Raw genomic sequence first — 14,363 nt, 5'->3', positions numbered from 1 at the left:
TCGATGCTCCTCGCGGACGTCGCAGTCCGCTGCCGGGGACGGGTCATGGGGTGTTCACCACCGGGAGAGTGCCGGTCATGGTCACCAGCGGCCCGAGGAAACGCTGGGCCAGGCGCGGGAAATCCGCTCCGGCCGTACCGGTGCCGGTCTGGGCGAAGATGTGGCGGGGCGCCGCGGGGGTCTCGCGCAGCTGGTCGGTCTCGCGCAGCTGCCGGTAGACGTCCAGGGCGGTCTCCTCCGCGGAGGAGACGAGAGTGACGTCCGGTCCCAGGATGTAGCTGATGGGCCCGGCGAGCAGCGGGTAGTGGGTGCAGCCGAGCACCACGGTGTCCACCCCGGCCTCCCGCACGGGGGCGAGGTAGCCCTCGGCGATGGCCTGGACCTCGGGCCCGCTGACCACGCCGCGTTCGACGAACTCGACGAAGCGGGGGCAGGCGCGGGTGGTGAGCGTCAGATCGGGGGCGGCGGCGAAGGCGTCCTCATAGGCGCGGGAGGTGATGGTGCCCTCGGTCGCGATGACGCCCACGCGGCGGTTGCGGGTGGCGGCTACGGCGCGGCGCACCGCCGGCTGGATCACCTCGATGACGGGCACGTCGTAGCGTTCCCGGGCGTCCCGCAGCACGGCCGCCGATGCCGTGTTACAGGCGATGACCAGCATCTTCACACCCCGGGCCACGAGGTCGTCCATGATCGTGAGGGCCAGGGCACGCACGTCGGCGATGGGCCGCGGGCCGTAGGGACCGTGCGCGGTGTCGCCGATGTAGATCAGCTCCTCGTGGGGCAGCTGATCCAGCACGGCGCGGGCCACGGTCAGGCCGCCCACCCCGGAGTCGAAGATCCCGATCGGCGCATTGTTCATCCCCAGCAGGCTAGTTCGCCGCCCTGACCGGGGCAGTGATGGCTCGCTCAGTGCGGGCGGATTCACAGTGGTCGCGCCGGGAGATGAGCATGGACAGCGCGGCGTGTGCGCCGGATCCACGCGCCCGATGGGACGGGCGCTTGCTCGAGGCTGCCTGTCGGGGCGCCCGCTCAGTCCAGGGCGCGCAGGAGGCTCTCCTGCAGCCAGGACAGCAGCTCGTAGACGGCGATCACGACATCGGATCCGACGTGCTCGTCGTCCTCCAGGGCGCTGCCCTCGACGCGTTCACCAATCTGCTGCAGCATGCGCACGGTGTCGAAGTCGCCATCGCGCTGCAGACCCAGGCGATCCGCCAGGACGATCCGCACATCGTTGAGGGCGCGCAGCAGCTGCAGCGCCTGGTCATCGTCGACGCTGACCTCGGAGGGGCCGGGGCCGGTGGCGTCGAGGATCCGGATCACCGCGCGCAGGTCCGCGAGCTTCCCGTCGGCCAGATCCTGTTGACCCAGGCGCCGGTATTCGGCGGCGGCCTCAGGGTCGGCCGAGGCGTCGGGGAACAGGCGTTTGATCGCGGTGTCGGACGGGGTGCGGGGCTCGCGGCCGGCGAACTCCGCCTCCAGGCGGCGCAGCGGGTCCTCGCTCTGGGCGGCGCGAGCCAGAGCTTCCGCGGACTCCCCCAGGCCGAGGTCTGCGCGGATCAGGTCGGCGGTCTCCTGGGCGACCTGGGCGATGATCGCTTTCTCCTCCCCGTCCAGGCGGCAGGTGAGGGAGCCGTCGGGCCGACGCCGGAATGCGTAGGCCATCAGTCCTCTTCCCCGGCGCGTTCTATCGTCGCGTGCAGACCGTAGGAGTGCATGGCGGTGACGTCGTTCTCCATCTGCTCGCGGGAGCCGCGGGAGACGATCGCCCGCCCTTCTTCGTGGACCTGCAGCATCAGCTGTTCCGCCACCAGACGGGAGTAGCCGAAGTGGCGGCGGAACACGAAGGCCACGTAGCTCATGAGATTCACCGGGTCGTTCCACACCACGGTGCGCCAAGGCGCGCGGGTGTCCGTGTCCACGAGTGTGGCACCGCCCGGACGCGTCTCGGTCCCGGTTCCGCCGAAGGGCGGCGAGTCATGCATTGCGCGTCCTCCTTCTGGCTCCGGTTCGGCGGGCTGCTGGTCCGTTCGCGCCCGCACGGACACGATGCCCGTGAAGTCTACGGGGCGCGCCGGTGCTTCTCGCTGCTCGCCACGCACTACCGTGGGGCTCGTGACCTCCTCCCTGCTCACGGACCTCTACGAGCTGACGATGCTGGAAGCCGCCCTCGAAGCGGGTACCGCGGATCGCCGCTGCGTGTTCGAGGTCTTCACCCGTTCCCTGCCCGAAGGCCGCCGCTACGGCGTGGTGGCCGGCACCGCGCGCGTACTCGATGCGATCACGGATTTCCGTTTCGATGAGAAGGACCTGCGGTATCTGCGCCGCACCGGCCTGCTGAAGGAGTCCACCCTCGACCATCTCGCCCAGTACCGCTTCACCGGGGATGTGCACGGCTACGCGGAGGGCGAGCTGTTCTTCCCCGGCTCGCCGGTGCTGCGCGTGGAGGACACCTTCGCGGGCGCGGTGATGCTCGAGACCGTGGTGCTGTCGATGCTGAACCATGACTCCGGGGTGGCGTCGGCCGGTTCCCGCATGGTCACGGCGGCGCGGGGCCGGCCGTGCATCGAGATGGGCGGGCGGCGCGTGCATGAGGATGCGGCGATCGCCGCGGCCCGGTCCGCGTACCTGGTGGGCTTCGCCTCCACCTCGAACCTCGCCGCCGGAGCCCATTACGGGATCCCCGTGGCGGGCACTGCCGCGCATGCCTTCACCCTGCTGTTCGACACGGAGGCCGATGCCTTCCGCGCCCAGATCACCTCCCAGGGTGCGGACACCACGGTGCTGGTGGACACCTATGACGTGGAGCAGGCGGTGCGCACCGCGGTGGATATCGCGGGGCCCGAGCTCGGGGCGGTACGGCTGGATTCGGGGGATCTGCTGGAGCAGGCGCCACGGCTGCGCACGCTGCTGGACTCCCTGGGGGCGACATCCACCCGCATCACCGCCACCGGTGATCTGGATGAGTACAAGGTCGAACAGCTCGCACAGGTTCCGCTGGACGGCTACGGCATCGGCACCAAGCTGGTGACCGGCGGCGGGCATCCCGCTCCCGGGTTCGTGTACAAGCTGGTGGAGCGCGAGGGGGCCGACGGGCAGATGCATCCGGTGGCCAAGAAATCCACCGGCAAGTCGACCCAGGGCGCAGCGAAGGCGGCATACCGCCTGCTGGTGGGTGAGCAGGCTCGCGCTGAGCTGGTGCTACCGGGTCCGGATGAGGTCGCCGAGTTCGAGCGAGAGCTCACCCGTGAGCTGACCCGTGCCGATGCGAGCCCCGAGTGGGCGCGCACCTCACTGCGTCCACTGCAGGTGCCGCTGATTGAGGCCGGTGAGCCGGTGGGGCCGACGCGGCCGCGCGAACGGCTGGCCGAGGCTCGGCACCGGCATGCGGAATCGGTCGCGGAGCTGGGGATCGCCGCCGACGCTGGTCCGGACGGCCCGGTGGCGATCCCGACGCTCACCGACGGGACGCAGGCGGCGCGGGCGCTGGACTGAGGCGCGGCGCCGCCTGCGTCGCCACGGCCACGGCCCCCTCAGGACCCGCTGCGCGGCACCTCACCGTCGGCCGACGAACCAACCGCGCACGATGTCGATGCGGTCCTGGATCTGCTCTGCACTGGCCTGCGCGACAGCTGGGCCGCCGCTGCGTCGGCGCAGGGTGTTGTGCACCGAGCCGTGCGGGGTGCCGGACTTCTTCGCCCACGCCGAGACGAGGGAGCTGAGCTCCTTGCGCAGGTCCATGAGGCGGCGGTGGTCCACCACGCCGGGCACGACGGAGCTGCCGGCGTTCCCGGAGCGGCGCTTGCGCTCCTGCTGCTGGGCCTGCTGCTGCTGGAGCACCACGCGCATCTGCTCCGGATCCAGCAGCCCGGGGATGCCGAGGAACTCCTGTTCGTCCTCGCTGCCGACCATGCCGCCGGTGCCGTACTCGCCGCCGTCGAAGAGCACCCGGTCGAAGGACGCCTCGGATTCGAGCGCCTCGAAGCTCATCTCCAGCTGATCGGAGGCGCGCTCCGTGCGGTTCGCCTGCTCGATGAGGGATTCATCGAGCCCGGTCTCTGCATCGCCCTGGGCGGGGCGGCGGTCCAGCACGTGGTCGCGCTCGGCCTCGAGCGCCGCCGCGTGCGCAAGGAGAATGGGGACGGTGGGCAGGAACACGCTGGCGGTCTCCCCGCGGGTGCGAGAGCGCACGAAACGCCCCACCGCCTGGGCAAAGAACATCGGGGTGGAGGTCGATGTGGCGTAGACCCCGACGGCGAGCCGTGGCACGTCCACGCCTTCGGACACCATGCGCACCGCCACCATCCAGCGGTCCATCGAGGCGGAGAACTCCTCGATGCGCTGGCCGGCACCGGCGTCGTCGGACAGCACCACCGTCGGCTCCTCACCGGTGATATCCCGCAGGGTCGCGGCGTAGGCGCGCGCAGCCTTCTGGTCGGTGGCGATCACGAGTCCCCCGGCGTCCGGGACATGACGGCGCACCTCGGTCAGGCGCCGATCGGCGGCGGCGAGCACCGCCTGGATCCACTCCCCCGCCGGATCTAAGGCGGTGCGCCAGGCCTGCTGGGTGATGTCCTTGGTCTCATGGGCGCCCAGCTGCGCGGAGACCTCGTCGCCAGCTTTGGTGCGCCAGTGCATTCGCCCGGAGTAGGTCATGAACAGCACCGGACGCACCACGTGATCGGCGAGCGCCTGCCCATAGCCGTAGGTGTAGTCCGCCTTCGAGCGCAGGAAGCCCTCGCCGTCCTGTTCGTAGTTGACAAAGGGGATCTGCGCATCGTCGGAGCGGAACGGCGTCCCCGTCAGCGACAGCCGCCGGGTCGCGGGATCGAAGGCGTCTCGCACACCGTCGCCCCAGGTAAGGGCGTCACCGGCATGGTGGATCTCATCGAGGATCACGAGGGTGCGGTCAGCTTCCGTGCGGGCTCGGTGCAGGGCGGGGTGCATGCCCACCTGCGCGTAGGTGATCGCGACGCCCTGATAGTGACCGCCGTGACGGCCCTGGGCGTTGGTGAAGTTCGGATCCAGGGAGATGCCCACGCGGGCGGCGGCATCGGCCCACTGGGTCTTCAGATGCTCGGTGGGGGCGACGACGGTGACGCGGCGGACGGTCCCTTCGGCCAGCAGCCCGGCGGCAACCTGCAGCGCGAAGGTGGTCTTGCCGGCGCCGGGCGTCGCGACAGCCAGGAAGTCCCGCGGTGCGGTGCTGCGATACAGCTCGAGGGCCTCGGCCTGCCAGGCACGCAGCTTGGGGACGGTGCCCCAGGCGGCGCGTTCGGGGTAGGCGACGGGCAGCGACCTGGCCGCTGCCTCGGAGGGGCGCTGCGGGTCGCTGGAGGAGAACAAGGAGGGAGTACTCACGGCGGGGCCCACCGTACCGCTGCGCCGAGCGGATCTGGGGCTGCGGCGCGGTGTGAGGAAATCGCCGGGTGTGTCGCGCTGTGCGTCTGTCGAGAGCGCCCTCAGCGCCGACCGAAGAAGCCGCGGAAGCCGCCGCCCTTGTTCTTGCCACCGCCGGAGCCGTCCCCGCCGTCATTGGGCTCGCGCATGCCCTCGTAGATCTCCTTGCACTCGGGGCACACCGGGTACTTGTCGGGGTCACGGCCGGGCACCCACACCTTCCCGCACAGGGCGATCACGGGGGTGCCGGACAGGGCGGCCTGGGTGATCTTGTCCTTGCGGACGTAGTGCGCGAACCGGTCGTGGTCACCGTCATCGGTGATCTGCTCACGCTCGGCGACCTTACGGTCCAGCACCGCGGTGGGCGCGGCACCGGGATCATCGCTATAGGGGTCCATGCGGGACGGGTCGGACGTGGAGGACATGGCACTCTCCTGGGGTCGATGCGCTGCTGGAGGAAGCCTAGCGGCCCTGCCTCCCGGGTGTCGGTGGCCCCGGATGGGACGATGCAGGGCATGGATCGCACCCAGCTTCCCAACCGCCCAGCCCCGGAGAAGGGCGCGGACCGGTCGGGGATCGCCGCCCTGCTGCCCCGCCATGTGCCCGATGAGATCGCCCGGGATGGCGGGGCGCTCTCGTGGCGGGCGGGGGCGCTGGTCCTCGCGCTGCTGGTGAATCTGGCGTTCTACCTGCCGGCTCTGCCGCAGGATCTGCCCGGCAGCGCAACCCCGGGGATCGACAAGCTCGTGCATGTGGTGGTGTTCGCGCTGACGGTCTGGGCTGCTGGTCGCCTGCTGGCGCCGCGGCGCCGCTTCCCCATCGGCTGGGTGGTGCTCGTCGCGCTGGCGCATGCGGTGCTCATCGAGCTCGTGCAGATCATGCTGCCCGGGCGCTCCGGCGAGCTGCTGGATGTGCTCGCCGACGTCGTCGGCATCGCCCTGGGCGTCGTGGCCTGGGCAGTGGAGCGCACGCTGCGCCGGGCGGCTCGGGAGCGCGAGCTGCCGGACCAACCGCTCTGATCCCGCCGTCCCCGCTGGCCCTGTCCTCTTTTCAGCACCGTGGACCCCGATTCAGCTTCATGGACCCCGATTCAGCATCATGAAGGAGACCAGCCCGATGCCCCGCCCCGCCGTCCCGCAGGACCTCACCGAGCTCATCGGCTCACTCACCGCCGCTGCCCGCACCGCCGGACCTCCCGGCCCCGCCCCGGCCCCGCACAGTGCAGCGCCCCGGGAGGCCTCCGTCGGTGCCGCCGCGGCGATCGAGGGACCGGATACTCCAGCGGCCACCGCTGTCTCCGGCTCTACCGCTCTGTTCGCCGCTGACGGGTCGGTGCTGCCCGAAGACGCGCCTGCGGTGGAGCCGGTCACCGAGCGCACTCTGTTCGACCTCGCTTCGGTCACGAAGATCCTCACCGCCCTCACGGCGGCGACGCTCATCGACGACGGGATGCTCGATGTCCACCAGCCGGTCCGCGAGCTGATGCCCGCGCCGCGCCCGGACATCACCGTGCACCACCTGCTGACCCACACCTCGGGGCTGCCCCCGGTGATGCCGCTGTGGCGGATGCCCGGCGGCCGCGAAGCCCGGCTGGATGCCGTGCGCAGCGCCACCCTGGATCACGCACCAGGTGAGGCCCACGCCTATTCGTGCATCGGCTTCATCCTGCTGGGGGCGCTCATGGAAGCCCTCACCGACACCCCGCTGCCGGAGCTCGCGCGGCGGCGAGTGCTGGATCCGGCCGGCGCCACCGGGGTCACGTGGACACCGGATGTCGCAGACGCGGCCCATGCTGCCGCGACCGAGCATCAGGAGGATCCGCCGCGCGGTCTGGTGCGTGGCAGCACCCACGATGAGACCGCCTGGTCGCTCGGTGGGGCGGGCAATGCGGGGGCGTTCGCGACCCTGCCTGGCGCGCTCGCCATCGGTCGAATCCTCGCCGGGCGCACCCTCGGGCCGCGTCTGTCCCCCGCCGTCCGGGAGCTGCTGACCGCCGATCAGCTGCCCGGCGGTCCGGCGACCGATGCGCCCTGGCGGCAGGGGCTCGGTCTGCGCATCGGCCAGGAGACCGCGCCCGGGCGCCTCGCTGAGCATGTGGTGGGGCATCCGGGGTTCACCGGAACCTCGATCCACGCCGATCCGCGCACCGGCACCGTCGCGGTGCTGCTGACCAATCGGGTGCACCCGTACCGCAGCTGGTTCACGGTCGAGGCGGCCCGACGAGACCTCGCACGCCTGGCTTTCGCCTGAGCAGACGGCACCATCGCGCGGACCCGCGAGGCTCCGTCGCTCGGGCCCGCAAGGCTTCGTCCGACAGCCAGCCGCGCAAGGCTCCGTCCGACAGCCCCGGGAGGCCCGTGCGACGGCCTCGGGAGGCTCCGTCAGCCTCAGCCGTCGTAGCGGATTTCGTCGGCGTTGATCGCCTGGATCGCCCCGGTGATCGTGTCCACCGTCCCGGCTTCCTCGCGCGCCACCTGTTCCACGGCGCTCGCCACGGCGGTGGTGACCTTCTCGTTGAAGACGCTGGGGACGATGTAGGTGGGGTTGAGCTCCTCGGGCGTCACCACGTCGGACAGTGCGCGCGCTGCGGCCAGCAGCATCCGGTCGCTGACGTGGGAGGCGCGGGCATCCAGCAGCCCCCGGAACACGCCGGGGAAGGCCAGCACATTGTTGATCTGGTTGGCGAAGTCAGAGCGGCCGGTGGCCACAACCTCCGCGTGCTTCACTGCCTCGGCGGGATCGATCTCCGGGGTGGGGTTGGCCATTGCGAACACAATCGACCGCTCGGCCATGGTCTCCACATCCGCGGCGGAGAGGATGTTCCCAGCGCTGACGCCGATGAAGACATCCGCCCCTGCGACGGCGTCGCGCAGGGTGCCGGTGAGGCCGCGGGGGTTGGTGATCTCGGCGATCCAGGGCAGGCGACCGGACAGGCCCGGCCGGTTCTCGTGCACGATGCCGTCGATGTCGGTGACCACGATGTCGCGGGCCCCGGCCGCACGCAGCAGGCGCAGGATCGCCGTGCCCGCCGCGCCGGCGCCCGACAGGACGATGCGGGCGGTCTCGATCTGCTTGCCCACCACGCGCAGGGCGTTGCGCAGCGCCGCGACGACCACGATCGCGGTGCCGTGCTGGTCGTCATGGAAGACCGGGATGTCCAGCTCCTCGCGCAGGCGATCCTCGATCTCGAAGCAGCGCGGGGCGGAGATGTCCTCAAGGTTGATGCCGGCGAAGACCGGGGCGATCGCCTTGACGTGCGCGACGATGTCCTCCACCGAGTGGGCGTCCAGGCAGATGGGGAACGCGTCGATGTCTGCGAAGCGCTTGAACAGGGCGGCCTTGCCCTCCATGACGGGCATCGCTGCGAGCGGCCCCAGGTCCCCCAGGCCCAGGATCGCGGTGCCATCGGTGACCACGGCGACGGTGTTGCGCTTGATGGTCAGGCGCCGGGCGTCCTCGGGGTTGTCGGCGATAGCCCTCACGACGCGGGCCACGCCCGGGGTGTAGACCATCGAGAGGTCATCGCGGTGGCGGATCGGCACCTTCGACTCAACCTTCAGCTTGCCGCCGAGGTGGGCGAGGAAGGTGCGGTCGGAGACCTTGCCGAGCTCGACGCCTTCGAAGCTCTTGAGGTCCTCGACGACCTCCATCGCGTGGTCGTGGCCGACGGTCAGGACGGTGATGTCCGCCCGCATGCGCTCCGGACCGGAGGCGGAGACGTCCAGTGCCGTGACGGTGGCCCCGTGGCTCTCGATATGGGAGGTGATGTCGCTGACGGTCGCCGAGCGGGCGGCGAACTCGAGGCGGATGGTGATGGAGTAGCTCACGGATGGCATCGGTGACATGGGGCACAGCGTAGCCATCGGCGCGAAGGGCTCGCCGCGTTTCCCCGCCCCGTTATCGAGGTGTTGTCCGCCTCACGAGACATATGACAGCGCCGACGCGGTTCCGCCCGAGGCGGAGCGCGCCGGCGCTGGCGGGACAGGAATCAGCCGGTGAACGGGTCCACATCGGGGGCGTAGCGGTCCCAGATGATCTGCGCGGCGCCCATCTGCTGCCCGTAGCGCTCGGGGTGGGCGGAACGCTGGACGGCCTGCGCGGCGGCTCCCGGATCCCACTCCTTGTAGTAGGGCTGCAGCTGCAGCAGACCCGGGTTCGAGGTGTGCGGGCCCAGGCCCAGGAACGCGTCGATCGCGAGCTTTTTGTGGCGCACCTGCTCGTAGCTGCCCCAGCCCATGGAGGGGCGCTGCTGGAACAGGCCACCGGAATCGTGGTCCACGGCCGGCTCGTAGTTGTACAGCCAGGACTCCACGATCGCGGTGGCGAGCGTGATCTTCGTCCCCTCGATGCCGAAGCCATGGCCGGCGCAGCGGGCGATGATGAACTTCGCGTTCTCCACCTGCCAGTCGGTCATGGCGTTGACGTCGAAGCCCTCGACCGTCTCAGGGCGGGTCATGAACTCCTCGGTCCACACCTCACCGGCGGCGCGGGCGGGGGCGAGAGAGGCGGCGGTGGTCAGCCCCGCGGCGCCGAAGGCGCTGGCGAGGAGGAGGCCACGGCGGGAGACGGACGGGGTGCGGGCCGAAAGTGCGCGGTGCGTGGGCATGGGTTCCTCATGGCAGGGGACGATGGTCGGGGCCCGGGGAAGGGGGGCGCGTGCCACCGTAATCAGGGCCGACGAGGCTGTGGAGGGCACTTTCGTGCCACCTCCCACGGCGTCCGCCGCGCTCTTGACCAGGGCATGACGTGCTCGGATGCAGTTGGTCGTAAGCGGTGTGCGGCATCGGTCCCGGTCAGCTGTCGCCTGCCCGGCACAGCGGGATATGGGGTGGCACTTTCGAGGGGCTCGGCCAGAGGTGCCATGCAAAAATCTGCCCAATCCCGCGCTGTCCACCCGCTGGACAGCCCTGACGCCCTGCCTGCGGTCCCGGGCCCAGACTGCACCGCTTCAGGCGGTCAGCGCGGCGATAGCCTTGCGGATCCGGGTGTCGGAGACGGTCTGCGCGGTGCCGAGGGTCTGGGCGAACAGGCTCACCCGCAGCTCCTCCAGCATCCAGTCGATCGCTTGGGCATCCGCCTCCGCGCGGCGCCGCGGCGAGAGCTTCGCGCGCACGCTCGCCCAGTACTGCTCGAGATCCGCAACCTCCCAAGCCAGCCGCTCATCGCGCTGCGGGTTCTCCGGCAGCTTCTGCAGGCGCAGCCGGTCCGCCTCGAGGTAGCGCGGCAGATCCCCCAGATGCTCCACGCCCACGCGGGAGATGAACCCCTCTCCCAGCAGTGATGCGGCATGCTCCCGGATCTGGGTGAGGTGGGAGAGGATCGCAAGCGACGTAGAGCGGGAGAGCTCTTTGTGCAGCTTTGCGTTGACGGCGAGCGCGGCCGCAGCGTCCTTCACAGCCTGCGCCGCGACCTCATCGTGCCGCTCCCGCACGCTGGCCAGCAGGGCGTCGTAGTCCGCGCGGGTGCGCACCTGCGCGTCCCCGGCCAGGTGCACGGTCGCGGCGCGGGAGGCATCGGCCAGCAGCGCGGCGGTGGAGGGGTAATCAGAGCCGGCCACGGCGAGCTTGGTGGGGTTCGGCAGGGCCTGCAGCACCCGCCCGAGGTCCGCCCCGAGGTCTCGGTCCAGCAGGGCGATCACGCCCTCGCAGTGGGCGAGATGCTGCTCATCCGCGGTGGCGAGCACGGCAAGGTCCACCCGCTCCAGCTGACCGTCCTTCCCGCGGCGGGCCACGAGTGCCGGATACCCGGTGACCTTCAGCCCTCCGACCCGGGACTCATGCACCCTTGGCACACCCTGCTCGGGGAAGCCGGGCAGGTCACGACGCGTGAGGTCCTCCGCCTGGGAGGTGACCGAGGCGTCCACCCGCTGCTTGAGCCTGCCCTTGAGTGCTTCGAGGTCATCGCCGGCGCCGACCTGGCGGCCCTTCCCGTCCACCACCCGGAAGTGCATGCGCAGGTGGGCGGGAAGTTTGGTGAGGTCGAACTCGGGGCCGTACAGCGGCAGGTCATCGGGTACACCCGGGAGGGCCACGAGTTCATCGGCCACGGCCTCGAGGAACGGTTCACCGCCGTCGGGATCTTCATCGTGGAGGGTCGCGGCCACGGCTTTGGCGCGCTCCGGTGCGGGGACGAGGTGGCGGCGGATGGGCTTGGGCAGGGAGCGGATCAGCTCGGTGATCAGTTCCTCGCGCATCCCGGGCACCAGCCAGTCGAAGCCGCGCGGCGAAAGGCGGTTCAGGACCGCGAGCGGCACCGTGGCCGTCACCCCTTCACGGCCCTGCGCGCCGATGTCCCCGAAGGAGTAGGCAAGCGGCAGGGTGATATCTCCCTGCGCCCAGGTGTCGGGGAAGTCCGCGGCGATCTGGGCGGCCACGCCCTCATCGGCGGCCATGAGGTCCTGCTCGGTGAGGGTGAGCAGGTCCGGGGTCTCATGGCGCTGCTTCTTCCACCAGGAGTCGAAGTGGCGGGCGGAGACGACCTTCGCGGGGATGCGCTGGTCGTAGAAGGAGAACAGCTGGTCGTCGGAGATCAGCAGGTCGCGCCGACGGGTCTTGGCCTCCAGCTCCTGCAGCTGCGTGATCAGGGCGCGGTTGTCGCGGAAGAAGTGGTGGCGGGTGCGCCAGTCCCCCTCGACGAGGGCATGCTGGAGGAAGATGTCGCGGGCCGTCTCGGGGTCCACGCGCCCGTAGCCCACCACGCGGTCGGCGACGATCGGCACGCCGTACAGGGTGACCTTTTCATGCGCCATGGCTGAGGCGCGTTTAGAGGACCAGTGCGGCGCGGAGTAGGAGCGCCTGACCACATGGGCGCCGATCTCCTCCGCCCAGGCCGGGTCGATGCGGGCGGCGACGCGGCCCCACAGTCGGGAGGTCTCCACGAGCTCAGCGACCATCACATAGTCGGGACGCTTCTTGGCGAGGGCGGAACCGGGCCAGAGGGCGAAGCGGGCGCCGCGCGCTCCGGCGTATTCGCGGTGGCGCTCTTCGTACAGGCCGACGTGGCTGAGCAGACCTGCCAGCAGTGCCTGGTGGATCGCCTGTGGGGAGGCGGGCGTGTCGTTCGCGGACAGCCCCACGTCCCCCGCCATCTCCCGCAGCTGCGCATGCAGATCCCACCATTCGCGGATCCGCAGGTAGTGCAGGTATTCGGAGCGCACCTCGCGGCGGAACGCGGAGGAGGAGAGGTCCTTGCGGCGCTGCTGGAGGTGGGTCCACAGGTTCCACAGGGTGATGAAGTCGCTGGTGTCGTCCTCGAACCGCTTGTGCTTCTCCTTCGCCTGCTGCTCCTGGCCGAGGGGCCGCTCGCGCGGATCCTGGATGGACAGGGCTGCGACGATGACGAGAACCTCCCTCAGGGCGCCGAGACGGTCAGCCTCGATGAGCATCCGGGCCATGCGCGGGTCCAGGGGGAAGCGGGCCAGGGTGCGGCCCACGCGGGTCAGCCGCCTCCCGCCGGGCTCATCGGGGGCGTTCTCGATGGCGCCGAGCTCATCGAGCAGCCGCACCCCGTCGGTGATGGCGCGGGAGGCCGGGGGTTCGACGAAGGGAAAGGACTCCACGTCCCCGAGTCCCAGCGAGGTCATCAGCAGCACCACGGAGGCGAGCGAGGTGCGCAGGATCTCCGGTTCGGTGAACTCGGGGCGGGAGGCGAAGTCTTCCTCGGAATAGAGGCGGATCGCGATACCGGGGGCGAGGCGTCCGGAACGACCCGAGCGCTGATCGGCGCTGGCCTGCGAGATCGGTTCGATGGGGAGGCGCTGGACCTTGGTGCGCTGGGAGTAGCGGGAGATGCGCGCGAGCCCGGAGTCGATGACGTAGGTGATGCCGGGGACGGTCAGGGAGGTCTCGGCCACGTTGGTGGACAGGATGATCCGACGGTAGGTGCCAGCCTTCGGCGGGGAGAAGATCTTCTGCTGGTCCTGGGCGGAGAGGCGCCCGAACAGGGGCAGCACCTCCACCGGCAGGGCGCTGCGCCCACGGGTCCCGCGGCTGAGGTGCGCGGTGAGCGCATCGGAGATCTCGCGGATTTCCCGTTCGCCGGGCAGGAACACGAGCATGTCGCCGGGGCCTTCGGCGGCGAGTTCGTCGACGGCGTCGGTGATGGCCTGGGTGAGGTCCCGTTCGATCGAGTGGATGTCCTCGAGCTCATCGTCCTCGTCCACCTCTGGTTCGAGCACGAGCGGCCGGTAGCGGATCTCGACGGGATAGGTGCGGCCGGAGACCTCGATGATCGGCGCGGGTTCGAGATCCCCGGAGGGCAGGCGGGTGGCGAAGTGCTGGGCGAAGCGCTCGGGGTCGATCGTCGCGGAGGTGATGACCACCTTGAGGTCGGGGCGCTGCGGCAGGATCTGCCGCAGATACCCCAGGATGACGTCGATGTTCAGGGAGCGTTCGTGCGCCTCGTCGATGATGATCGCGTCGTAGCGCTTCAGCAGCCGGTCACGGCCGATCTCCGCGAGCAGGATGCCGTCGGTCATGAGCTTCAGCCGGGTGCCGCGGGAGGTCTCGCGGGTGAAACGCACCTGGTAGCCGACGGTCCCCTCCCCCAGCTTCTCGCCGAGCTCGGAGGCAATACGGGAGGCGACGGAGCGGGCCGCGATGCGCCGCGGCTGCGTGTGGCCGATGAGCTTCCCGCCGCGACCGAACCCCAGCTCGAGCAGCATCTTGGGGATCTGCGTGGTCTTGCCGGAACCGGTGGCGCCGGCGATGACGACGACCTGATTCTCGCGCAGTGCTTCGAGGATCTCCTCACGATGCTCGGAGACCGGCAGGTCCATGGGGTAGGTGATGCGCGGGGGGCCGGGGCTGGTGGCCTCGGCGCCCGCGGCGGGGTCCGGGGCCTGTCCCTTATAAACATCTCCGAGCCCAAGAGACTAGGCAAGATCTCGTAAGCCTACTTCTTCCTGAAAAAAAATACTTTCTATACTCTTCTCAATTATCTGGTCTGTTTTTACTTTAAAGTTCAAT

Annotated in this window: 11 protein-coding genes; 3 read left to right on the top strand and 8 right to left on the bottom strand. The window is 70.2% G+C overall.

From position 1 onward, the window contains the following. Positions 1 to 43: 43 nt before the first annotated feature. The 3 genes from murI to clpS all read right to left on the bottom strand — a co-directional run bounded on the left by murI (position 44) and on the right by clpS (position 1,982). Positions 44 to 859: a glutamate racemase gene (gene murI, locus MU407_RS07255; RefSeq protein ID WP_246956473.1), complete on the bottom strand. Its 816-nt coding sequence runs from the start codon at positions 857 to 859 to the stop codon at positions 44 to 46. 170 nt (positions 860 to 1,029) lie between these two features. Next, positions 1,030 to 1,662 (bottom strand): DUF2017 domain-containing protein, encoded by a 633-nt coding sequence (locus tag MU407_RS07250; protein WP_102235122.1) that lies wholly within the window; start codon positions 1,660 to 1,662, stop codon positions 1,030 to 1,032. Next, complete coding sequence (clpS, locus tag MU407_RS07245; RefSeq protein ID WP_246956471.1) at positions 1,662 to 1,982, bottom strand: ATP-dependent Clp protease adapter ClpS; 321 nt, start codon at positions 1,980 to 1,982, stop codon at positions 1,662 to 1,664. The genes MU407_RS07250 and clpS overlap by 1 nt, the downstream gene beginning before the upstream one ends. A gap of 130 nt (positions 1,983 to 2,112) precedes the next feature. On the opposite strand from clpS, the gene MU407_RS07240 reads away from it, so the two are divergent. Then, positions 2,113 to 3,492: a nicotinate phosphoribosyltransferase gene (locus MU407_RS07240; protein ID WP_246956468.1), complete on the top strand. Its 1,380-nt coding sequence runs from the start codon at positions 2,113 to 2,115 to the stop codon at positions 3,490 to 3,492. Positions 3,493 to 3,552: 60 nt separating this feature from the next. Here the strand turns inward: MU407_RS07240 and MU407_RS07235 are convergent, their stop codons facing one another. Further along, positions 3,553 to 5,343, bottom strand: coding sequence for a DEAD/DEAH box helicase (locus MU407_RS07235; protein ID WP_246956500.1), 1,791 nt, complete (start codon positions 5,341 to 5,343; stop codon positions 3,553 to 3,555). Between the two features lie 116 nt (positions 5,344 to 5,459). Next, positions 5,460 to 5,822, bottom strand: a complete 363-nt coding sequence (locus MU407_RS07230) for a DUF3039 domain-containing protein (protein ID WP_102235118.1) — start codon at positions 5,820 to 5,822, stop codon at positions 5,460 to 5,462. Between the two features lie 90 nt (positions 5,823 to 5,912). Between MU407_RS07230 and MU407_RS07225 the strand changes: the two genes are divergently transcribed. Together MU407_RS07225 and MU407_RS07220 are read left to right on the top strand one after the other, a co-directional pair. Beyond that, the gene (locus MU407_RS07225; RefSeq protein WP_102235265.1) at positions 5,913 to 6,416 is read left to right on the top strand and encodes a VanZ family protein; all 504 of its coding nucleotides are present in this window, start codon (positions 5,913 to 5,915) and stop codon (positions 6,414 to 6,416) included. Positions 6,417 to 6,513: 97 nt separating this feature from the next. After that, positions 6,514 to 7,647: a serine hydrolase domain-containing protein gene (locus MU407_RS07220; RefSeq protein ID WP_246956466.1), complete on the top strand. Its 1,134-nt coding sequence runs from the start codon at positions 6,514 to 6,516 to the stop codon at positions 7,645 to 7,647. 137 nt (positions 7,648 to 7,784) lie between these two features. Here the strand turns inward: MU407_RS07220 and MU407_RS07215 are convergent, their stop codons facing one another. The 3 genes from MU407_RS07215 to hrpA form a co-directional block, all read right to left on the bottom strand. Beyond that, positions 7,785 to 9,242 carry an NAD-dependent malic enzyme gene (locus MU407_RS07215; protein WP_246956464.1) on the bottom strand — a complete coding sequence of 486 codons (1,458 nt, stop codon included), beginning with the start codon at positions 9,240 to 9,242 and terminating at the stop codon, positions 7,785 to 7,787. A gap of 143 nt (positions 9,243 to 9,385) precedes the next feature. Further along, a complete protein-coding gene (locus MU407_RS07210) occupies positions 9,386 to 10,003 on the bottom strand; it encodes a hypothetical protein (RefSeq protein WP_246956463.1) in 618 nt (205 codons plus the stop codon). Between the two features lie 342 nt (positions 10,004 to 10,345). Next, on the bottom strand, positions 10,346 to 14,185 hold the full coding sequence (gene hrpA / locus MU407_RS07205) for an ATP-dependent RNA helicase HrpA (protein WP_348648021.1): 3,840 nt from the start codon (positions 14,183 to 14,185) through the stop codon (positions 10,346 to 10,348). Between the last annotated feature and the right edge of the window lie 178 nt (positions 14,186 to 14,363).

Origin of the sequence: Brachybacterium sp. Marseille-Q7125, from assembly GCF_023062615.1 — a bacterium.
In the GTDB taxonomy this organism is placed as follows: domain Bacteria; phylum Actinomycetota; class Actinomycetes; order Actinomycetales; family Dermabacteraceae; genus Brachybacterium.
This window is presented reverse-complemented; position numbering and strand designations above follow the sequence as displayed.